Genomic DNA, 20,248 nt, shown 5'->3' on the forward strand with positions numbered 1-20,248 from the left:
TCATCGACGTGGAGGGCCCATAGAGGTAAGCAGAAGGTGTCACCGCGGTCAATTCCTCGTCCAGGCGCCGACCAGGTCGGCATATCGTCCGGGCCGGGCCGCCAGCTCGGCGTGCGATCCGGATTGGACGATTCGCCCGCCGTCGAAGACGAGCACCCGGTCGGCGTTCTCCGCGGTGACCATCCGGTGCGCGATCGAGACGGTGGTCCGGCCGCGGGTCAGCACGGCGAGGGCCGCCTGCACCGCCACGTCGGTGGCCGGGTCGATGCCCGAGGTCGCCTCGTCGAAGACCACCAGGTCCGGGTCGGCCAGCGCGGTCCGGGCCAGGCCGGCCAGCTGCCGCTCACCCGCCGACAGCAGCTCGCCGCGCAGCCCCACCGGGGTGTCCACGCCGTCCGGCAGCGCGTCCAGCCAGTCGCGCAGCCCCAGGCGGTCGATGATCCGCACCACGTCGGCGGTGGTGGCACCGGGCCGGCCGAGACGGATGTTGGCGTCGAGCGTGCCGGCGAACAGGAACGGGTCCTGCGGCAGGATCACCACCCGCCCGGCGGTCGGCGCCAGCCGGTCCAGCGGGACACCACTGAGCCGGATCGTGCCGGCGGCCGGTTCGAGACGGCGGGTCAGCAGCTTGGCGAAGGTCGACTTGCCCGACCCGGTACGCCCCACGACCGCCACGTGCTCCCCGGGCGCGATGGTGACGTCGACGTCGTGCAGCACCACCGGGCCGTCGCCGTAGCGGGCGCTGACATGCTCGACCCGGACCCCGACCGGCCCGTCCGGCAGCGGCCGCCCGTCGGCGATCTCGGCGCTCGGCGTGCCGGCCAGTTCCCGCGCCCGCCGCCAGCCGGCCAGCGCGTTCTGCGCCTCGCCGAGGCTCTGCACCAGGAACTGCAGCGGCCGGACGAAGAACGTGACCAGGAAGACCATCGCCACCACCTGCCCCGACGACAGCCGTGGCGCGCCGGGGCCGGCCAGCGACCACCACACACCGCCGAGCAGCACGGTCACCGTCATGGCGGCGATGGTGATCTCACCGAGGGACGCGTTGCCGTGCAGCGCCGGCTGGGTGCGGATGAGGCTGTCCCGGGCCCGGTCGACGGCCGCGTCCAGCTTGACCCGGGCCCGCTGCTCGGTGCCGGTCGACCGGATCAGCGCGGCGCCGCCGACCGACTCGGTGACCGCCCGCTGCAGCTCGGACAGGTCGCGCCGGGCGTGCCCGAACCGCCGCCCGATCACCCGCTGCATCACCGCCATCCCGGCGATCAGCACACCGGCCAGCAGCAGCACCGGCACCGCCAGCTGCCAGCTGTAGACCGACATGATCACGCCGGCGATCAGCAGCTGCGCGGTGTTGGTGACGAACTGGACGCCGCCACCCTGCAGGAAGGTGGTCGTCTGGTCGAGGTCGCTGGTCAGCCGGGCCACCAGGTCGGCGGCCGGGGTGCGGTCGGCGGTGCTCGCCGCCATCTCGTGCACCCGGCGCAGCCCGGTCCGCCGCAGCCCGGCGATCGCCGTCTCCACCCGGGCCTGCAGACGCCGGTTGAGCAGCAGCGACGACCCGCCGGCGACCAGCACCGCGACGGCGCCGACCGCGACCGCGGGTCCGACCGTGTGCGGGGCCAGGCCGGCGTCGATCACCCGCTGCACGGTCAGCGGTGCGACGATCCGGCCGCCTCCGGCGAGCAGCGCCAGGACCGCGGTCAGCGCGAGGCCGTCCCGGAGCCCGGCTTCATCGAGCAGGCGTACGCGCATCGCGAACCGTCTCCTCATCATGGTCGTAAGCGGTCACGATGCGCCGGTACTCCTCGTCGCCGGCCAGCTCGTCCGGCGTGCCGTCGGCGGCGATCCGCCCGGCCCGGACCAGTACCACGCGGTCGGCGATCGACAGCGGCCCCGGCCGGTTGGTGCTGAACAGGACCGTCGCGCCGAGGCCGGCCAGCCCGTCGAGCACCTGCCGTTCGACCGCCGGGTCCAGCGCCGACGTGGCGTCGTCGAGCAACAGCAGCCGCGGCCGGCGCAGCAATGCCCGGGCCAGGCAGATCCGCTGCCGCTGCCCGCCGGACAGGGTCGCCCCGCGCTCGCCGACCACGGTGTCGAGGCCGTCCGGCAGGCCGCGCACGATCTCGTCGGCGGCCGCCAGTCGCAGCGCCGCCCACAGCTCGTCCTCGGAGCAGGGCCGGCCCAGGGTGAGGTTGTCCCGGATCGGCTCGGCGAACAGGAACGGGTTCTGCGACACCACGGCCACGGCCGCGGGCACCTCGCCACGGGCCAGGTCACGCACGTCGACGCCGTCGAACCGGACGGTCCCGGCGCTCGGGTGGGACTGCCCGCCGGCCACGTCGAGCAGGGTGGTCTTGCCGGCACCGACCGCACCGACGACGACCGTGACGGTGCCGGGCGCCAGGCTGAGGCGTACGCCGGAGATCAGGGCCCGCCCGTCGCGGACCAGGCGGGCGCCGCGCACGTCGACCCGCAGCGGCCCGTCGCCGGGCAGTTCCCGGTCGCCGTGCCGGGCGGCCGGGGTGGCCAGCACGGACCGGACCCGGTCCCGGCCGGCGCCGGACATCGGCAGCATCGACAGGAACCGGCTGATCACGTTGAGCGGGATGGCCACCGTGATCAGCAGGTAGACCACGCCGACCAGGTCACCGACGGTGAGCGCGCCGGAGGCGACCCGGGGTGTCGCGGTGGCCAGCACGACCAGCACGGCGGCGGTCGGCAGCAGCTCCAGCACCGGGTCGAAGATCGAGCTGATCGCGGCCATCCGCAGGTCGGCGGCGCGCAGCCGCTCCACGACGGGGGTGAACCGGGCGTCCTCCTGCTCGATCAGGCCGAGGCTGCGGACCACCGGCCCCGCCTCGATCGACTCGTGCGCGACGGCGCCGGTCGCACCGCGGGCCTCCTGGGCCTGACGGGCGCGCGGCGCCAGCAGCCGCTGATAGACGACGTTGATGCCGAGCACCGCGCCGATCAGCCCGAGACCGGTCAGGCCCAGCGACACGTCCCGCCGGAACAGCTCGGTCAGTGCCAGGAACAGCATGAACAGCATGCCGAACGCGAAGAACATGAACTGGACCGGCGACCACTGTGCGTCCACGTCGGAGACGGCGTGGGCGAGCAGCCGGCCGGGGGAGTGGCGCCGGTGCCAGGCCTGGTCGAGTTCCAGGTAGTGGTGGGTGACCGCGCGCCGGGTCTCGGCCTGCGCCCGGAACTGGACCCGGCCGGTGGCCACCCCGCGGACGAAGATGGTGGTCCAGCGGACCGCGGAGACGCCGAGCACGAACAGCGCGCTCGACCACCAGTCGCCGGCCGGCACGTGCTGGCCGGCCAGGGCGGGGACGACGACGTGGTCGGTGGCCCAGCCGACGGCGGCGGCACCGCCGACCATGGTGGCGCCGTTGACGAGACCGGCGACGGCGGCGGCCGACGCGGGCACCGGATGGGCGCGGGCGCCGGCGAACAGATACCTCACCCCCAATTCCTATCAATTTGGTGGGTCAATCGGAAAGGGTGTCCCATGACGATCCGTGATCACCACCCATCACGAACGCTGATAGTTCACCCGATGTCCATGTCGCGTTGTGCCGGGTGACCATCGGGCCGCGCCTATGGTGGTCAGACGCCTGAACGCACGGTTAACGGAAGGCAAGTGCGATGCGTGGCTCGGTTCTCGAGGTCAGCACGAGCGCCGACGGCAGTGTGGTGATCCAGCCGCACGGCTCGGTCGGCCCCGACGAGGCGGTGGAACTCCGGCAGCTCCTGGTGCACACGGTGCGCCGGGTGCGCCCGCTGCGCCTGATAGTCGATCTCGCGTTCGTGCGCGAGCTCGACCCGATCAATCTCGGTTCCGTGGTCGCGGCCTGCGGCCTCGGCGACGACCACCAGGTGGCCGTCTTCGTCGACAATCCCAGCGGTCCTCTCGCTGCTCAGCTCGCCGCGGCGGGCGTGCCGTCGCAGAGGCTGCGTCTCGGTTAACGGTTTCGGTCAGCGGTCATCGTCCGTCCATCCGCTGTTAACCTGCGGAGACGTAGCATCCGGCGATGACCGCTGTTCTCGCCCCCACCCGCGCCCTGCTGGCGCGGACCGTCGCCGAGTCCCTGATCGGTGACAGTGGCAATCGGTGGAAGCACACGGCCGGGGTGGCGCAGCGGGCGGCCGAGCTCGCCGACCGTCTCGACCTCGACCCCGACGTCCTGGTGGCCGCCGCGTGGCTGCACGACATCGGCTATGCCGCGCCGATCGCCCTGACCGGGTTCCACCCGCTCGACGGCGCCGTGCACCTGAGCACCGAGGGCTGGCCGGCCCGCATCGCCGGTCTGGTCGCCTTCCACTCCGGCGCCCGTTTCGTGGGCGCGGCCCGCGGTCTCGCCGAGCAGATGGCGGCCTTCCCCGACGAGCGCAGCCTGATGGCCGACGCCCTCACCTACGCCGACCAGACCGTCGGCCCGGCCGGCGTGCGGGTCGACACCGAGACGCGTTACGCGGAGATGCTGCACCGCCAGGGCCCCTGCTCGTGGAACGCGAAGGTCGGCGCCGACCGCCGCCCCCATCTGCGTGCCATCGCCGCCCGCGTCGAGCACCTGCTAGCCGTCTAGGCCTTTCAAGAAGCCTTCGAGCGCTTCCCGGTACGGGGTGAGCGTCCGCAGATCGACATACTCCTCCGGGCCGTGCTGCCCGTCGCCACCCGGCCCGAAGATCACCGCGGGCACGCCCTCGGCCGAGTAGAAGCGCCCGTCCGCCGCCCCGTGCTTGCGCAGCAGTGACCCGTCGAACCCGGCCTCCCGCGCGGCCCGCCGCAGCCGGAGCACCTCGGCACTGCCCGGATCGGCGAAGTGCGGTGCCCCGAGAGCCTCGACCGTCGCCGTCACGCCGGTCACCTCGCTCAGGAACGCGGCCACCTCGTCCGGGCCGCGCCCGGCCAGGTCGGTGTCCGACGGCGGGAACCGGATGTCCAGCAGCGCCTCCGCGGTGGCCGGCACCACGTTCGCCGCCTGGTTCGGCGTGCTGATCGAGGCCACGTTCACCGTCGTCACCCACGCCTCCGCGGCCGGCACCGGATAGCGCGCCAGCAGCCGGTGCACGCCCGCGGTCACCGCGGTCAGCGCGTTCGCCCCGAGCCACGGGTAGGCGGCGTGCGCGGTCCGGCCGGACGCGGTGAGCCGGGCCCGGGCGATCCCCTTCGACTCGGTGACCACCCGCAGCCCGCTCTGCTCGCCGATGACCACGAACCCGGCCCGGACACCCTGCGCCACCTGATGCCCGGTGCCGTCGAAGCCGCCCACCTCCTCGTCGGTGACCAGCTGCAGCGCGAGCCCGTAGGGCAGGCCGGCGGCCAGGTCCCGGAAGACCCGGGTCATCACGAGGGCGGCCGCCTTCATGTCGTGGGCGCCGCGGCCGTAGAGGCGGTCGCCGTCGAGCCGCGGGACGAACTGATGCGGCTCACCGGGCACCACGTCCAGGTGCGCGTTGAGGATCACCCGGGGTGGGCCGGTCCGTCCGGGGACGGTCAGCAGGGCGCTCGGTTTACCGCGGGACTCGAATCGCCGTACCACGAAATCGGGGCCGGCGACCGTGAGCAGCAGGTCGAGCGCACGCCGCAGCTCGTCCGGCCGGTCCGCGGTCGAGCGGATCGCGATCAGCTCCGCGAGCTCCTCCATGGACGGACTCTACGACGGAATCCGCTCGCCCGCCTCGACCGCGATCGGCAGCCTGTTGCCGGCCGGCGGCAGCGGGCAGGTCGCGAAGTCGACGTACGCGCACGGCAGGTTCGTGGCCCGGTTGAAGTCGATCGTGACCGTGCCGTCGGCGGCCGGCGGCGCCACCGACAGGCTCCGGTTGGCGGCGTAGGTGGTCAGCCCCGAGGTCGCGTCGGTGAACAGCACGGACAGCGAGCCCGGCGTGCTCCCGTTGAACGCGATCAGCGACAACGACTCGCCGCCGGCCTCGAACTCGACCCGCCCCGGCGACTCGTAGACGTGCTCGATGCCCTCGGCCACCGATCCCACGGTGTACTCCCGCGGCTCGTCGAACGGCACGTACCGCCCGGTCACCGCCCACTTCTCGTCGGCCGGGTAGGCGGGCGTGCCGGTGTAGGCGGTGAGCAGCGGGCTCCGCGGGCTGCGCGGCCGCACCACGTCGTAGCCGCCGCGCCGGGCGATCTCGATGTGCACGTCACCGTGCTCCACGATCACGTCTCCGCGCTCCTCGATCGGCGCGAACGTGTGCGTGCCGGTGATCGTGCCGGTGGCGGTGGTCAGCGACTCACCCTCGGCCAGGACGACGGTGACCCCGGACGGCCCGGTGCTCCACGCGCCGGGGGCGTCGTCGATGCGCTGCGGCGTCTCGGTGAGCCAGTGCAGGCCGGTGATCGCGAGGAAGCCGTGCGGATCGGCGCGCCGCCCCTCGTGCTCGGTGTGCCATTGGTCCCACTGCTGCTGGAACGAGGTCGTCATGACAGATGACTTTAATCCCTACTTCGAGCATGGGAAATGGACGGTGGACGTGACATCTGCTAACTTCGGCGGCAGGTCATGAGTGCCAGCACACAGCCCCGGCTTGCTGGCCGGCAACCCTTCCGTTCGCGACGGGGTGCCCCGGGTGAGGACCGGGCCGCTGCCATCCGGCAGCGGCAAACGGCGAACCCGTGGAGGCGCGGTCATGCCATCTTCCTCTCTCGACGTCATCCCTTCCTCTCTCGACGTCATCCCTTCCTCACTTGAGGTCATCCCTTCCTCGCTTGAGGTCGTCTCGGACGGCAGCGACTTCGTCCACCTCGACTACGCGGCGTCGGCTCCCTGTGTGCGGGCGGCCGCCGACGCGGTCCAGGACCTCCTCCCGCGGTACGGCAGCGTCCACCGCGGCACCGGGGTGCGCTCCCAGACGTCCACCCTCGCCTACGAGCTGGCCCGCGACGTGGTGGCCGAGTTCGTCGGCGCCCGTCCCGGCGACACCGTGATCTTCACCCGCAACACCACCGACGCCCTCAACCTGCTGGCCCGGGCTCTGCCACCGGGCACCACCACCGTGCAGTTCGACGGCGAGCACCACGCCAACCTGCTGCCCTGGCCGAACCCGCTGCGCCTGGCCACCCCGTCGTCGCCGGGCGAGGCGGTCACCGCGCTCAAGACGGCGCTCGACGGGCTGACCGGCCCGGTCGTGGTCACCGTCACCGGGGCGAGCAACGTCACCGGCGAGGTGTGGCCGGTACGGGAGCTCGCCGACGTGGCGCACTCCTACGGCGCCCGGGTGGTCGTCGACGCCGCCCAGCTCGCCCCGCACGTGCCCGTCGACCTCGACGACCTGGGTGCCGACTATCTCGCGTTCTCCGGACACAAGCTGTACGCGCCGTTCGGTGCCGGGGTGCTCGCCGGGCGCTCCGACTGGCTGGACGCGGCGGAGCCGTACCTCGCCGGTGGTGGCGCGAGTGCCGCCGTCGGTGACCGTCCCGGGGACCTGACCTGGGCGACCGGCCCGGCCCGGCACGAGGGCGGCACCCCGAACCTGCTCGGCGCGGTGGCGATCGCCGCGGTCTGCGAGGCGCTCACCGAGGCCGGCCGGAGCACCCTGCGCGACCACGAGCAGCGGCTGCTGGCCCGGCTCCGCGCCGGGCTGGCCGGCGTGCCCGGCGCCACCGAGGTGAGCCTGTTCGGCCCGGACCACCCGCGGGTCGGCATCGTGTCGCTGGCGCTGTCCGGCCACGACCCGGCCGAGGTGGCCCGGCGGCTGGGCCGCGACCACGGCATCGGTGTCCGGGCCGGCCAGTTCTGTGCCCACCCGCTGGTCCGCCGCCTGACCGGGGCGGACCGGACCGGCGCGTGCGGCGACGGCGTGCCCGGCCTGCTGCGGATCAGCTTCGGCCTGGGCAGCACCACCGGTGACGTGGACCGGATCGTCGCGGCGCTGGCCGGGGTGCTCGGCACGGATCGCACCTGACCTACAACCCGGCCGTTCCTGTGATCCACACCCCGGGCGGCCGATGCTGCGTTCGTGGTGACGTGGATGGCGAGGCTCCGCGACCGGCTTCCGACCGGCGGGAGGCTCAGCGACGAGGATTGGGCCGGCCGGCACCGGCTGCTGACGGTGCTGCTGGCCGTCTGCATGGTGCTGCTCACCGTGTTCGGTGTGCTCCGGGACGCCGAGGCCGGCGATCTCCTGATCACCGACGGCATGGTGCTGACCAGCCTGGTCGTCGCCACCCTGCCGCGTAACCGGCGGGTCCGGTCGCTGGCGGTGGCACTCGGCTACGTGGCCGCCAGCGGTGGGTTCGTCGCCATCTGCCAGGGACTCACCGAGGCGCACTTCGCGTTCTTCATCCTGATCCCCGCGCTCGCCCTCTACCGGGACTGGGCGCCGTTCGGCGGCTTCCTGGTCGGCACCACCCTGCACCACGCCGGCTTCGGCGTGGTGCAGGCGGACCACACCTTCGGGCACGACGCGGCACGGCAGCACCCGATGGTCTGGGCACTGCTGCACGGTGCCGCGGTGCTCGCCGCAGCGTCGTTCCAGCTGCTCGCGTGGCGGTTCAACGAGATCGAGGAGCTGCGGGCCGAGGAGCACCTGAGCGAGAGCCAGGCCCAGCTCAGTGTGGCCTTCGACGAGACGCCGGTACCGATGGCCATGTTCGCCCCGAACGGGCGGCTGCTGCGCACCAACGTCGCCTACCGGGACTGGCTGCGCCTGCCCGCCGGACTGCCCGAGGGCTTCTCGATGGCCGACCTGCCACTGAGCCCGATCAACCCGGGCGAGCAGCCGATCACCCGGATGCTCACCGAGACCCGCGAGCCGATCACCGTGACCCGCCAGTACCGGCGTACCGACGACGACTCGCTGATGTGGGTGCAGACCCACGCCACCGGCCTCTACGACCGGGACGGCTCGCTGCGCCTGACCTTCGTGCACTGCCTGGACGTCACCGCGGTCCGCGACCACGAGGCCGAGCTGCGCTACCAGGTGCGGCACGACTCGCTGACCGGCCTGCTGTCGCGCAAGGCGTTCGAGCACGACCTGACCGAGCTGCTCGCGGCCAGTCCCGAGCCGGTCAGCGTCATCTACCTCGACGTGGACCGCTTCAAGTCGATCAACGACGGCGCCGGGCACACCACCGGCGACGACGTGCTCCGCGCCCTCGCGAACCGGCTGGCCGAGGTGGTCCCGACCGGCTCGCTGCTGGCCCGTCTCGGCGGCGACGAGTTCATCGCCGCACTGGCCGGACCGTCCGGCACCGGCCTGCGCGTCGGCAACGGCATCCTGGCCGCCCTGGCCGGCCCGCTCGCGGTCGGCGGCTACGAGCTGCCCGTCTCGTGCAGCATCGGCGTGACCACGGCGGTCGGCGCGATCCCGGCCGACGACGTGGTGCTGGCCGCCGACACCGCGATGTACGCGGCCAAGCGGGCCGGCGGCAACCGGCTCCAGGTCTTCACCGACGAGTTGCGGGTGCCCGTACAGGAGAAGATCGCCGCCGAGGCCCGGGTCCGCCGTGCCCTGGCCGGCGACCCGCGGCTCACCCTGCCGCTCTGGTTCCAGCCGGTGGTCTCCACCGTGAACGGGCAGATCGCCGGCGCCGAGGCGCTCGTACGGATGCGCACCCCGGACGGCGAGATCCTCAGCCCGTACCACTTCGTCGGCGCCGCCGAGGAGACCGGCCTGATCGTGCCGCTCGGCGAGCACGTGCTGCGCTCGGCCGTCGAGCACCTGCTGCACTGGCAGGACCGGCTCGGCTACGTCTCGGTCAACGTCAGCCCGCGCCAGCTGGCCGAGCCCGACTTCGTGCCGATGGTCGCCGGCGTGCTGAACCGGGTGCCCTGGCTCGACCCGTCCCGGATCGTCCTGGAGATCACCGAGACCGCCCTGCTCTCCTCGGCCGTCGACGTCGGCGAGCGGCTCGCCTCGCTCAAGCAGCTCGGCGTGCGTATCGCCCTGGACGACTTCGGCACCGGCTACAGCTCGCTGACCTGGCTCAAGTCACTGCCCGCGGACATCGTCAAGCTGGACCGCTCGTTCGTGGCCGGGCTGGCCGAGGACCCCCGCAAGGCGTCGATCATCCAGGCGGTGCTGTGGCTGGCCCGCTCGCTGACCATGTCGACCATCGCCGAGGGCGTCGAGGAGCTCGCCGACTGGGAGGCGCTGCGGGCCGCCGGCTGCCCGGCCGTGCAGGGTTACCTCTTCAGCAAGCCACTGCCCGCCGCCGAGTTCGACGTCATGCTCCGGGAGTCCTTCGAAAGGGCCACCTTCGAGGGAGTTCATCTGCGCGAAACCATGGGGACCTCAATGGCCGGTTAGAGTCCGGCCATCCTTGACAATGTTGATCCTTTCATCGGCACAGCGGCCACCGACCTGCCCCGGGCACACGGTCTCGCCGCTACCTGGTGGTGGCCGAAGCCGCAGGTGGGCAACACCCACCCCGGGGCCACCTCCCCCCTCGGCATGGTCTCGGCGTGCGCGTACTCGGGGGCGTATCCGACCGGCTACGGCCGGTACGCCAAGAACACCGAGGGCGTGCCGGAGGAGATGTTCGACCGGCACCAGGCCTCCGGGTTCACCCACTTCCAGCAGTCCGGCACGGGCGCGATCCGCAAGTACTACAACTATGTGCGGGTCACCCCGATGGTCCAGCCGCTCGACGACCTCGGCCAGTCCTGGCCGCTGGAGGACGAGCGCGCCGAGGCCGGCTACTACGCGGCCAACCTGGACACCGGCGTGCGCTGTGAGATCACCGTGGGGGAGAAGGTCGCGGTCCACCGCTACACGTTCCCCGACCACCACAGCGCCCGGGTCGTCATCGACCTGTCCTGCGGCGGCCTGGCGATAGATCTCGGCCGGACCGTGCCGCTGCGCGCCCAGGCCGAGAGCATGGGCCACGGCCGGGCCCAGGGGACCGTGGTCATGGAGGGCATCCCGCTCTCCGTCCACATCGAGGTGGACAGTCCGGGCTGGCGGCAGATGCTCTGGTACGACCGGCGGCTCATCCCCGGCGGCACCCGGCTCGACTTCGACAGCATCCGGCACACCACGCTGCGCCCGTTCGGGATGCTCTTCATGGGTCCGGCCCGGGCCGGGCAGACCATCGAGGTCCGGATGGGATTCTCGCTGCGCGGCTGCGACCAGGCCCGGCAGAACCTGGAACGCGAGTGCGGAACCGGCGTCTCCGCGTTCGAGACCGTGCGGAGCACCACCCGGTCCCGCTGGCGCGACCACCTAGGCCGGGTCCAGGTCGACGGCGGCACCCCGGCCCGGCGCACGGTGATGGCGACAGCCATGTACCACTCGCTGATCAAGCCGTGCATCGCCGACGACGAGAGCCCCAACTGGCCCGACCCGGGCCCGTACGCGTTCGACATCTGCACCATGTGGGACATCTACAAGACGCAGATGCCGCTGCTGTCGGCGATCGCGCCGGACCGCTACGCCGACATGCTGGAGTCGCTGATCCGGGTCTGCGAGGAGGAGGGCAACTTCCCGATCGGCTACCGGATGGCCCGTGGCGCCGACCGGTTCTTCCGGCAGGCCAGCGCACTCGCCCACACCGCCCTGGCCGACATGCAGGCACTGCGGCGGCCCGGCATCGACTGGACCTGGGCGCTCGTGCACATGGTCGACGACCTGCGGCGGCTCTACGGCGAGGACTTCTGGGAGCACGGCGTGGTGCACCCGATCACGCACACCCTCGACCTGTCGTACGCCCACTACTGCACCGCCAAGGTGGCCCGCGCCCTCAACGACCACCGCCTCGCCGCCGACCTGGAACGCCGCAGCCGCGACTGGGTGAACGCCTTCGACCCGAAGACCGGCCTGCTGCGGGACTCGGAGTTCTACGAGGGCGGCAAGTGGAACTACTCGTTCCGCCTGATGCACGACATGGCCGGCCGGATCGCGCTGGCCGGTGGCGACGCGGCGTTCAGTTTCATGCTGGACCGGTTCTTCGGTTACGGCGCGGCCCCGGTCAAGCAGCCCGGCCGCTGCCCCGACCCGGCCGAGATGGCCACCGGCTACGCCCTGAACCGCTTCGAGGGCCTCAACAACGAGCCGGACATGGAGGTGCCCTGGGCGTACCACTACTCGGGGCGCCCGGACCGTACCGCCGAGATCGTCAACTCGGCGCTCACCTGGCAGTTCGGCACCGGCCCCGGCGGCCTGCCCGGCAACGACGACTCGGGTGGCCTGAGCGCCTGGTACGTGTGGGCATCCCTGGGCCTGTTCCCGGTCGCCGGCCAGAACCTCTTCCTGGTCAACGCCCCGGCGTTCGAGCGCGCGACCCTCCAGGTCGAGGGCGGCGAGTTCGTCATCGAGACCTCAGGGCATCGAGAATCACCGATCGGCGTCGACGGCATCGACCGCGACCCGGCACCCCAGTACGTTCAGTCCGCGACCCTCAACGGGAGGCCCCTGCACGCCACCCACCTGAACGCCGCCGACGTCCACCAAGGCGGACGGCTGCACCTGCGGCTCGGCCCCGAGCCCTCGACCTGGGGACACGGGATCCGGCCGCCATCCCTCTCTGATTCCCACCCTAAGGAACAACGATGAGCCGACCGACCCGCCGCCTCGTCATCGCGGTACGCGCCGATCCGGTCATCTGCGGGCACTCCGGCGAGGCCCGCAACCTCGCCGAGGTGGCCCTCACCCGCGGCTTCGACGACGTGGTGCTGCTCACCTGGCCGATCCCCACACTCCAGTCGGCCGGACTGCCTCTGAAGCCACTCGACCGGCTCCTGCCGTACAGCCCCGGCATCACCGTCGAACGCCCCGAGGCGGTCGGCGACTACCGGGTGCCGGACGGCCGGCACCTGGCCGGGCTCACCGGCCGCCTGGTCGAGCTGCTCTCCGAACCCGTGCCCACCGTGTGCCTGTCGATGTACCTGGTGCCCCACACCCAGGTGATCAACGACGCGGTCACCGCGGCGAAGGCCGCCGGGTTCGACCCCGACGTGCACACCATCGCCAAGGCGGTCGGCTCCGACGTCACCAACGTCATCCGCTCCTGCCTGCGCGAGGGGCGGTTCGGCGCGGCCACCGTGCTGCTGACCACCTTCCTCGCCAGCGACGAGGTGGTGGCGGTCTCCGAGTACACCCGCGACGAGATCATCGCCTCGGCCGAGGAGGTCGACGCGCACTGCGGCACGACCTTCGCCGAGCAGTGCCGCGAGCGCGTCACCGTCAGCTACCCGCCGATCGACTCGTCGGCCTTCACCGACCTCGACCCGGCGGCCGTCGACGCGGCCCTCGAACGCCGGGGCCTCAAACGCGACCGCTACGTCCTCTTCCTGTCCCGGGTGGCCCGGGCCAAGGGCATTTACGACCTGGTCATCGCGTACGGCCAGATGCGCTGCCGCGACGACGTGAAACTCGTGGTCGCCGGGACCGGGCCGGCACTCGAACACGTCCAGGCGATGGCCAAGGAGGACGACCGGATCGTCTTCCTCACCGACGTGGACGACGACGAGAAACCGCTGCTGATGGCGGGCTGTGCGGCGTACGCCCTGCCCACCAAACCGGAGCCGGACTTCGTCGAGACCTTCGGCATCGCCCTCGCCGAGAAGGGCCTCGCCGGAGGCGGGCCGATCATCACCACCACGACCGGTGGCGTCCTCGAGGCGGTCGGCGACGCCGCGGTGATCGTGGAGGCCGGCGACATCGCCGGTCTCGCTGACGCCGTCGACCGGGTCGTTCTGGACATGTCCGAACAAGAGCGGCGAGACCTGGAGATCCGGGCGCGGGAGCACGCCATGACCTTCGACCGGTTCGCGGTCTTCGACCAGCTCTTCGCGGCAAAACCCCTTTAATGGGTACGGGACGCGCCGCTCGCAACGGCGTGTCCCGGCCCCCTGTTCACTGTGACGACGATCTCCGATATGGTCTCCTCCGCTGTGGAGGGGCCGTATCGGGGGATGAGCATGTTCAACTGGATCAGTTCGTGGTTCAACGAGCGTGTCGACCCCGCGCCCAACCCGCTGCGGATGACCGTCGCCGACGTCGACGCCGAGCTCGCCGGCCTGCGTGCCGTGCCCGGCTGGGACCGGGACCGTTTCGCCCGCGAGCGCGCCGACCAGCTCCTCGACGTCCGGGCCGTGCTGGTCCGGCACGAGGCCGAGGCTCAGATGCGGCCCTCGGCGGCCAGTCGCTCCAGCTTCGCATATCCCTCGTCGACGCCGACCTCCATGCCGCTCTTGAGCCAGGCGTCCCTGCCCTCGAAGCTGTCCACCAGCGACTGAGCGTGCAGGCGGGTGCGGCCGTCACCCAGGTCCTCGAACCACAGGGTCTCCAGGGAGACGCCGTCGGGCTGCCCCTCCCAGGTGAAGGTCTGCACGATCCGGTCCGGCCCGACCTGGTGGAACGAGCCGTGGAACCCGAACTCCTCGCCGTCGCGGCTGGCGACGTAACGCCAGCTGCCGCCGGTCCGGGCATCCCAGTAGTCGATCTTGTTGGTGAGCGAGTCCGGCCCGCACCAGAGCGCGAACAGCTCCGGATCGGTGTGCGCCTTGAACAGCTGCGCCGGGGTCGCCGCGAAGTCGCGGGTGATCCGGATGATCGGCAGCTTCGGGTCGGCCTCGATGGTCGCCTCGGTCATGACTGTCCCTCTCCCTCGGTGTCGTCGTTCATCTCCGCCAGCACCGCGTCGAGCCTGCGGTAGCGAGCCTCGGCCCGCTGGCGGTATCGCTCGATCCACGCTTCCATCAGGTCGAACACCTCCGTCTCCAGCCGCACCACGCGGGGCTGCGGGCCGGGCGGGCGGCTCACCAGACCGGCGTCCTCCAGGACGCGCAGGTGCTTGTAGACCGCCTGGAGCGACATCCGGTACGGCTCGGCGAGCTGGTTGACCGTCGCGTCGCCGCCGGCCAGCCGCCCCACCATGTCGAGCCGGGTCGGGTCGGCCAGAGCGCCGAAGACCCGTTCCATCGTGTCCGCCGACATCAGCCCCTCATTTCAACCTCTTGGTTGAAACTCAAGTTAGACCCATCCACCGAGGATGTCAACCAAGAAGTTGAAAGTGCTGCTCAGCGATTGTCTGGGAAGGTCGTCCCAAAACTTGAAAGCGGTGCCCCGGGAAACGATCCGTAAACGTATTCTCGACAGATGGTTACCGAACTGTGCACCTCGGGGTCACTGCGGAACCTACGATCGATCTCACTCGCCGCGTCGCGGGACACGTAGGAAGTCCACGCTCTCCCTGGACGTTCGCTGCCCGCGGCCCGCCCGGAACGGGAGGGATGTCCTAGTGCACGACGAGATGCTGACGCTGTTCGACGACTGCATCGCCCGGATGCTCCAACTCCGCGCCCACCTCACCGTCGCCCGCCGCGTCCACCCGGGCGAACGCCGCGCCGCCGTGGTCAGCGCCATCGAGGTCGCGGCCCGTTTCGCCTCCGAGGCCACCCGGACCGTGTCCCCGGCGTCCCCCCTCACGGTCGCCGCCCCACTCCCGGCCCGAGTCCCGGCTCCGGTCCCGGCTCCACTCCTCGCCCCGGTCCAGGCTCCACTCGCCGCCCCGGTCCCGGCTCCACTCGCCGCCCCGGTCCCGGCTCCACTCGCCGCCCCGGTCCCGGCTCCACTCCCCACCTCGGTCCCGGCTGCGCTCGCCGCCCCGGTCCCGGCTGCGCTCGCCGCCCCGGTCCCGGCTGCGCTCGCCGCCTCGGTCCCGGCTGCGCTCGCCGCCCCGGTCCCGGCTCCATTCCCCGCCCCGGTCCCGGCTCCACTCGCCGCCCCGGTCCTGGCCGAAGCCCCGCCGCATCCCACCCGCGCCGCTGACGCGCCGCCGGTCCCCGTCCGCGGCGTCGACGCGCCGCCCGTCGCGGTTCCCGGGGTCTCGGTGGTTGCCGTCTTGCGGGCGTTGCCGCCGGAGGCCGCCGGCCCGTCACCGGATGCGCGCCCAGCCGGGTCCCCGGTGGTGCCCCGGAACGGGTCGACCGGTGCCCCCTCCACCTCCTTGGCCGTCGTGGCCGCCGCGCCGGATCCTGACGCCTCCCCGTCCGGTGCTGGTGGCGCGCCTTCGAACGTCCTTCCTTGTGCCCCACTGACCGCCATCGGTCGTGAGTCTTCGGTTGCCGACCCGGGAGACCCGTCGAGCACCCTGCGAACCGCGAGGTCAGCCGTCCCCGATGAGCCGCACCCGGCGTCCTCGAAGCTGACCACCCGGCTGGATCCCGTCCCCGATCTCCGCGCCAACCTCACCGCCGCGTCGTAAGCGCCTCCGCTCCGCCGGATCCACGTTCCCGTGCCTTCATCTGCTCCCGTGCCCTTACTGGCTCCTGTGCCCTTACTGGCTCCTGTGCCCTTACTGGCTCCTGTGCCCTTACTGGCTCCTGTGCCCTTACTGGCTCCTGTGCCCTTACTGGCTCCCGTGCCCTCATCTGCTCCCGCGGACTTCCTTGCCTCCGTGGACCCACCAGCCGCGCGGTGTTGTTCGCCCGGGTCCGTTCCCCGCGCCCCGGAATCCACTACCGCAGTGTGGTCCTTCCGGCCCTGCGCGATTCGGCCTTGTTCGCGGCGATCCCGACCGTTCTCGCGACCCCGGTTGCGTCAGCGTTCATCAACGCGAGCCGCCTCAGGGGACCAGCGCGTTGAGGCAGGCGTCCGGGCTTCGCATCGCCGGAGCAAGGATTGTCGGCCGCTTTTCAGAACAGAAAGCGGGGCAATCGTGGCTTCCTCGTGCCGTCGAGCGCTAACCACGAACCCTCACCGTTCCGCCCTGCCGGATCTTGCCCGCTAGACCACCGTTTCCGGTGGTCTAGCGATCAAGATCGGCCGGGGTCGGCCCGGCGAACGTCGCTGGTCAGCGAGTTGGCAACGGCGAGTCGACCCGTGGTGAGTTGGCAGCGGCCGGCCGCAGGCCGGCAGGCCTGCGGCCTCTGGCGTGGTCGGTGGCTGCGGTGCTGCGGACGGGCTCGGCGGTGGCGTTGTGGAGGGCGGGCTCGGCGGTGGCGTTGCGGAGGGCGGTCGGCCGGTTCAGGGGTGGGCGGTGACGGCGTCCAGGACGTCGTCGGCAGGGCAGCGGCTGCGGTAGACGTACCGCTCGGTGAAATCTGCGACCGCATCGCGCAACTCGCGGGAGACGCCCTGGCGGGAAAGTGCCGCGTAAGCGGCCAGGAAACAGTCCCTCGCGGCCGCCGCCAGCACCGGATCGGTGAGCGCGTCGCGGGCCGCCCGCTCCCACAGCGCGGGCTCGCCGGCCAGGTGAGCGGTGGCCTCGGCCGCCTCCTCGGCGGCGCGTGGATCGTCCAGCAGCACCGAGGCCACCGTGGCGGGGATCCGCCACCCGTCGCCCGGCTGCCGGTCGGCGGCGTCGATTTCGAGGTGGCCGCGAGCGGCGACCGGCGGACGCAGAGTGGCCATGTGCCGTTCCAGGTCGGCGACGGTCAGCCGGCCCCCGGACCGCAGCGTCTGCCGCGGCGTGGTCCCGGAGCTTCCGGGAGCGTCCATGACGTACGCCGCCCAAGCCTCCCGTGGCTCCCCGCGCAACGGGCGTACCGGCAGGTCACGCCGGAGAGCCTGACGCACGCTCCGCCACCCCGCCGGCCGGCCGTGCCGCAACGGCGAGTTCGCGAACGCGGCCGCGAGAACCGGAGCCAGCATGTGTGCGAGTTCCCACCGGCGGGGCAGCCCCAGTGGCCCGCCGCCGTCGAGCCCCGCCTCCAGGCCGACCCGGATGCCGGCGGTCGCGGAACCGAGGGCGTGCGCCGGCCCCTCCGGATGCGCTGCCTCCGTGGCCTGCGGCAGAACGGTGAGCCGGCTCCCGTCGACGATGCGCTGCGCCGCGGTGAGGTCGTCACCCATCCGCCGGAGCGCGACCTCGAGGCCCGGTGACGGTGGTCCGCTGACCACGAGGATCCGAGGCGACCGGCTGTCCAGGAATCCGTGCCGCAACGGCCGCCTCCCCGCCGGCGCCAGGGCCGGATCGACCAGGAGATCAACCGCGATCCCGATGAACCCGGGCAACCCCGGCGAGAACGCCCGCGCCGCGACGAACTCCTCGGCTGCCTGCTCGCTCAGGGTGCCCACGCCGCCTCACTCCTTCTCCGGGGGAGCGACGAGCATAGCATTCCTATCTGCCTAATAGGAGAAGCTGCTCGGTGCCTCCCGGGTCGAGTCGCGCGGTCCCGTGCCGCCGGTTCACATGCTGCCGCAGACAAACCGGCCGAACGCCACAGTCCTCCCGTCTCGCCGCTGTTTCCCGTCCGCCGAACAGGGCGTTTACCCCGAGATGCAACTTCTCCCGCCTCCCGCCTCCCGCCTCCGGCCTCCCGCCGTCCGCCGTCCTCCCGCCGTCCTCCCGCTGTCCGCGGTCCGTCCGCTGCCTGCGGTCCGTCGCCCGCCCGTTGTCCGCGGTCCGCCGTCCGTCGCCCGCCCGTGGTCTGCGGTCTGCGGTCCGTCGCCCGCCCGTGGTCTGCGGTCTGCGGTCCGTCGCCCGCCCGTGGTCTGCGGTCTGCGGTCCGCCGTCCGGCCGCCGCCTGCGGACCGTCGCCCGCCGCCTGCGGACCGTCGCCCGCCGTGGTCCGCGGTCCGTCGCCCGCCCATGGTCCGCCGTCCACCGCCCGTCTGCTTCCGCCTCCGGCCGCTCCCGCGCCTGGGTGAACGAGATGGCGCGGGGCGGGGATTCGGGATGGGTTCCTAGGATGCCTTAGGGGTTGTGGGGTGGGGACCTGGGGGTGGAATCGGGGAAAGCGCCGGAACAACCATTTGCCACCTGGTCATACGGTCGATCCATGTCATCGACGAGCGCCACGGTTCGCCACGCCGCCCTGGACGCGCCGCTTCTTCTGCTGGCCTACGGCCTGTTGCGGCTGGTCGACGGCCTCGATGACACCCACGATCCGGGCCTGCTCTGGACGTTTGCTCATCTGGCGTTGTTCGCGTCGATGGCGTTGTTCGCGGTTCTGGCCACGGCTGTCCGCAAGCTTGTCCCGCCCGGCGCGCGGACTCCGGCCGCGGTGGCCGCTTCGGCGACTGTCGCCGGTGTCGTCTGTTTCCTCTGGACGGTCACTGGAGCGCTGTCGCCCGGGTTCGGCGGGGCGACACCGCTGCCCGGGCCGCTCCGGATCGCCGGTCCGCTGTTCTTCTCGCTCGGCCTGCTCACCCTGCTCGGCCTGCTGGTGGCGGCCCGGCGCGCTCCGGCCTGGAGCCCGCTCCTGTTCGGCGCCGGCGTCGCCGCAATGATCATCGATGCCGGCGCGGTGGCACCCGCCGCGCTGATCCTTCTCGCGGCCCTGGCCCCACTGGCCCGCCCCGCCGACGGTGACCCGGCCCGCGCCGCCAGTCGCCCGGCCCGAGCGGATGCTCGTCTGCCTCACGCCATCGGCGGTCCGACCCAAGCCGTCGGCGGCCCGGCGCGCGCCGCCAGTCGCCCGGCCCGAGCGGATGCTCGTCTGCCTCAGGCCATCAGCGGTCCGACCCAAGCCGTCGGCGGCCCGGCGCGCGCCGCCAGCAGCCCGACCCAGGCCGTCATCAGCGCAAATGGCGTCGGTAGCGGCACGTCCCACGCGCGTGATCGCCTTTCGCACCTCGGCAGCGGCCTGGTTCCTGCCGGTAGTCCGGTCCGTGCCGGTAGCGACCCGCTCCGCACCGATGGTCACCCGCTCCGCACCGATGGTCACCCGCTCCGCACCGATGGTCACCCGCTCCGCACCCCGAAGGCTTTCGGTGAGGGCCCTCGTTCATTGGTCGGCGGCGCCGTGGGTGACACGGCGCCCGCTGGCCACTTGCGGCCCGTCACCTCTCTCCGGCCAGGCCGCCTGCACTGATTCGTTCGATTGCGCCGCCCGGTTCGAGTCGGTCCGGCTGATCCGCTGAGGGCGTCCTCGCCGGGCATGTTCCACCGATCGGTGCCGCCGGGGCGGTCCTCGCGGATTGGGACGCAGCGTGGATCTACGCGCACGTCGGGTTCAAGCCGCATGCGGTGAGCGGTCGCGGGGGTTCGCGGCCATCCGTGGGCCTGCGGTGGTTCGGGCTCTTGCGATGATCCGGTCGGTTGGGCTCCAGGGAGCTTCGGAGGCAGGGAGCTTCGGAGGCAGGGAGCTTCGGAGACGGGGTCCTTTGGCCGTGGATCAGGCGGGCATCGGCCGTGCAGAGGGGTTCCGGTCGCGGCGGCTGAGGCCACTGCCCTGCACGGCAGTGACCGCCCAGTTCACGACGATGAGGGCACACGTAACGGCAACGTGTGATCTCACCCTCGCTATCACGCAATGCCGCGCGGTTTAAGGGACTCCGGGATCGGCAACACCGGCTCGGGTGATCGATATCGACACGAACCGGACGCATG

15 protein-coding genes and 1 riboswitch are annotated in these 20,248 nt (G+C 72.2%); of the genes, 8 read left to right on the top strand and 7 right to left on the bottom strand.

All coding sequences use genetic code 11. The features are described from left to right. Positions 1-48 precede the first annotated feature (48 nt). Together ACFO0C_RS31165 and ACFO0C_RS31170 are read right to left on the bottom strand one after the other, a co-directional pair. Positions 49-1,752 (bottom strand): ABC transporter ATP-binding protein, encoded by a 1,704-nt coding sequence (locus ACFO0C_RS31165; RefSeq protein ID WP_378070290.1) that lies wholly within the window; start codon positions 1,750-1,752, stop codon positions 49-51. Then, positions 1,730-3,472, bottom strand: coding sequence for an ABC transporter ATP-binding protein (locus ACFO0C_RS31170; RefSeq protein ID WP_378070291.1), 1,743 nt, complete (start codon positions 3,470-3,472; stop codon positions 1,730-1,732). The genes ACFO0C_RS31165 and ACFO0C_RS31170 overlap by 23 nt, the downstream gene beginning before the upstream one ends. Before the next feature lie 182 nt (positions 3,473-3,654). Between ACFO0C_RS31170 and ACFO0C_RS31175 the strand changes: the two genes are divergently transcribed. Together ACFO0C_RS31175 and ACFO0C_RS31180 are read left to right on the top strand one after the other, a co-directional pair. Further along, the gene (locus tag ACFO0C_RS31175; RefSeq protein ID WP_378070292.1) at positions 3,655-3,975 is read left to right on the top strand and encodes a hypothetical protein; all 321 of its coding nucleotides are present in this window, start codon (positions 3,655-3,657) and stop codon (positions 3,973-3,975) included. Positions 3,976-4,040: 65 nt separating this feature from the next. Then, the gene (locus tag ACFO0C_RS31180) at positions 4,041-4,595 is read left to right on the top strand and encodes an HD domain-containing protein (protein WP_378070293.1); all 555 of its coding nucleotides are present in this window, start codon (positions 4,041-4,043) and stop codon (positions 4,593-4,595) included. Here the strand turns inward: ACFO0C_RS31180 and ACFO0C_RS31185 are convergent. Together ACFO0C_RS31185 and ACFO0C_RS31190 are read right to left on the bottom strand one after the other, a co-directional pair. After that, on the bottom strand, positions 4,584-5,657 hold the full coding sequence (locus ACFO0C_RS31185) for a M20 family metallopeptidase (RefSeq protein WP_378070294.1): 1,074 nt from the start codon (positions 5,655-5,657) through the stop codon (positions 4,584-4,586). The genes ACFO0C_RS31180 and ACFO0C_RS31185 overlap by 12 nt on opposite strands. A gap of 9 nt (positions 5,658-5,666) precedes the next feature. Further along, positions 5,667-6,452 carry a DUF1684 domain-containing protein gene (locus ACFO0C_RS31190; RefSeq protein WP_378070295.1) on the bottom strand — a complete coding sequence of 262 codons (786 nt, stop codon included), beginning with the start codon at positions 6,450-6,452 and terminating at the stop codon, positions 5,667-5,669. A 74-nt stretch (positions 6,453-6,526) separates the two neighbouring features. Next, positions 6,527-6,641, top strand: a riboswitch (SAM riboswitch). Between the two features lie 16 nt (positions 6,642-6,657). On the opposite strand from ACFO0C_RS31190, the gene ACFO0C_RS31195 reads away from it, so the two are divergent. The 4 genes from ACFO0C_RS31195 (at position 6,658) to ACFO0C_RS31210 (ending at position 13,778) form a co-directional block, all read left to right on the top strand. Next, on the top strand, positions 6,658-7,932 hold the full coding sequence (locus ACFO0C_RS31195; RefSeq protein WP_378070296.1) for an aminotransferase class V-fold PLP-dependent enzyme: 1,275 nt from the start codon (positions 6,658-6,660) through the stop codon (positions 7,930-7,932). 66 nt (positions 7,933-7,998) lie between these two features. After that, the gene (locus tag ACFO0C_RS31200) at positions 7,999-10,278 is read left to right on the top strand and encodes a putative bifunctional diguanylate cyclase/phosphodiesterase (RefSeq protein WP_378070297.1); all 2,280 of its coding nucleotides are present in this window, start codon (positions 7,999-8,001) and stop codon (positions 10,276-10,278) included. A 33-nt stretch (positions 10,279-10,311) separates the two neighbouring features. Next, a complete protein-coding gene (locus tag ACFO0C_RS31205; protein ID WP_378070495.1) occupies positions 10,312-12,522 on the top strand; it encodes a GH92 family glycosyl hydrolase in 2,211 nt (736 codons plus the stop codon). After that, positions 12,519-13,778 carry a glycosyltransferase gene (locus ACFO0C_RS31210; RefSeq protein WP_378070298.1) on the top strand — a complete coding sequence of 420 codons (1,260 nt, stop codon included), beginning with the start codon at positions 12,519-12,521 and terminating at the stop codon, positions 13,776-13,778. The genes ACFO0C_RS31205 and ACFO0C_RS31210 overlap by 4 nt, the downstream gene beginning before the upstream one ends. Positions 13,779-14,089: 311 nt before the next feature. On the opposite strand, the gene ACFO0C_RS31215 is transcribed toward ACFO0C_RS31210, so the two are convergent. Then, on the bottom strand, positions 14,090-14,563 hold the full coding sequence (locus tag ACFO0C_RS31215; RefSeq protein WP_378070299.1) for an SRPBCC family protein: 474 nt from the start codon (positions 14,561-14,563) through the stop codon (positions 14,090-14,092). Then, on the bottom strand, positions 14,560-14,907 hold the full coding sequence (locus tag ACFO0C_RS31220; protein WP_378070300.1) for an ArsR/SmtB family transcription factor: 348 nt from the start codon (positions 14,905-14,907) through the stop codon (positions 14,560-14,562). Before ACFO0C_RS31220 ends, ACFO0C_RS31215 begins: the two co-directional genes overlap by 4 nt. A 304-nt stretch (positions 14,908-15,211) precedes the next feature. On the opposite strand from ACFO0C_RS31220, the gene ACFO0C_RS31225 reads away from it, so the two are divergent. Continuing rightward, positions 15,212-16,177 (top strand): hypothetical protein, encoded by a 966-nt coding sequence (locus tag ACFO0C_RS31225; RefSeq protein ID WP_378070301.1) that lies wholly within the window; start codon positions 15,212-15,214, stop codon positions 16,175-16,177. A gap of 761 nt (positions 16,178-16,938) precedes the next feature. On the opposite strand, the gene ACFO0C_RS31230 is transcribed toward ACFO0C_RS31225, so the two are convergent. Then, positions 16,939-17,991 carry a glutamate-cysteine ligase family protein gene (locus tag ACFO0C_RS31230; RefSeq protein WP_378070302.1) on the bottom strand — a complete coding sequence of 351 codons (1,053 nt, stop codon included), beginning with the start codon at positions 17,989-17,991 and terminating at the stop codon, positions 16,939-16,941. 704 nt (positions 17,992-18,695) lie between these two features. On the opposite strand from ACFO0C_RS31230, the gene ACFO0C_RS31235 reads away from it, so the two are divergent. Next, on the top strand, positions 18,696-19,730 hold the full coding sequence (locus ACFO0C_RS31235; RefSeq protein ID WP_378070303.1) for a hypothetical protein: 1,035 nt from the start codon (positions 18,696-18,698) through the stop codon (positions 19,728-19,730). Positions 19,731-20,248: the final 518 nt, after the last annotated feature.

Origin of the sequence: Actinoplanes subglobosus (genome assembly GCF_042650585.1) — a bacterium.
Lineage (GTDB): Bacteria > Actinomycetota > Actinomycetes > Mycobacteriales > Micromonosporaceae > Actinoplanes > Actinoplanes subglobosus.

Excerpts from the sequence above, each read along its gene's own strand:
- ACFO0C_RS31215 (WP_378070299.1), bottom strand. The coding sequence starts at position 14,563 with ATGACCGAGGCGACCATCGAGGCCGACCCGAAGCTGCCGATCATCCGG.
- ACFO0C_RS31190 (WP_378070295.1), bottom strand. The coding sequence starts at position 6,452 with ATGACGACCTCGTTCCAGCAGCAGTGGGACCAATGGCACACCGAGCAC.
- ACFO0C_RS31200 (WP_378070297.1), top strand. The coding sequence starts at position 7,999 with ATGGCGAGGCTCCGCGACCGGCTTCCGACCGGCGGGAGGCTCAGCGAC.
- ACFO0C_RS31210 (WP_378070298.1), top strand. The coding sequence starts at position 12,519 with ATGAGCCGACCGACCCGCCGCCTCGTCATCGCGGTACGCGCCGATCCG.
- ACFO0C_RS31195 (WP_378070296.1), top strand. The coding sequence starts at position 6,658 with ATGCCATCTTCCTCTCTCGACGTCATCCCTTCCTCTCTCGACGTCATC.
- ACFO0C_RS31165 (WP_378070290.1), bottom strand. The coding sequence starts at position 1,752 with ATGCGCGTACGCCTGCTCGATGAAGCCGGGCTCCGGGACGGCCTCGCG.
- ACFO0C_RS31185 (WP_378070294.1), bottom strand. The coding sequence starts at position 5,657 with ATGGAGGAGCTCGCGGAGCTGATCGCGATCCGCTCGACCGCGGACCGG.
- ACFO0C_RS31220 (WP_378070300.1), bottom strand. The coding sequence starts at position 14,907 with ATGTCGGCGGACACGATGGAACGGGTCTTCGGCGCTCTGGCCGACCCG.
- ACFO0C_RS31175 (WP_378070292.1), top strand. The coding sequence starts at position 3,655 with ATGCGTGGCTCGGTTCTCGAGGTCAGCACGAGCGCCGACGGCAGTGTG.
- ACFO0C_RS31180 (WP_378070293.1), top strand. The coding sequence starts at position 4,041 with ATGACCGCTGTTCTCGCCCCCACCCGCGCCCTGCTGGCGCGGACCGTC.
- ACFO0C_RS31235 (WP_378070303.1), top strand. The coding sequence starts at position 18,696 with ATGTCATCGACGAGCGCCACGGTTCGCCACGCCGCCCTGGACGCGCCG.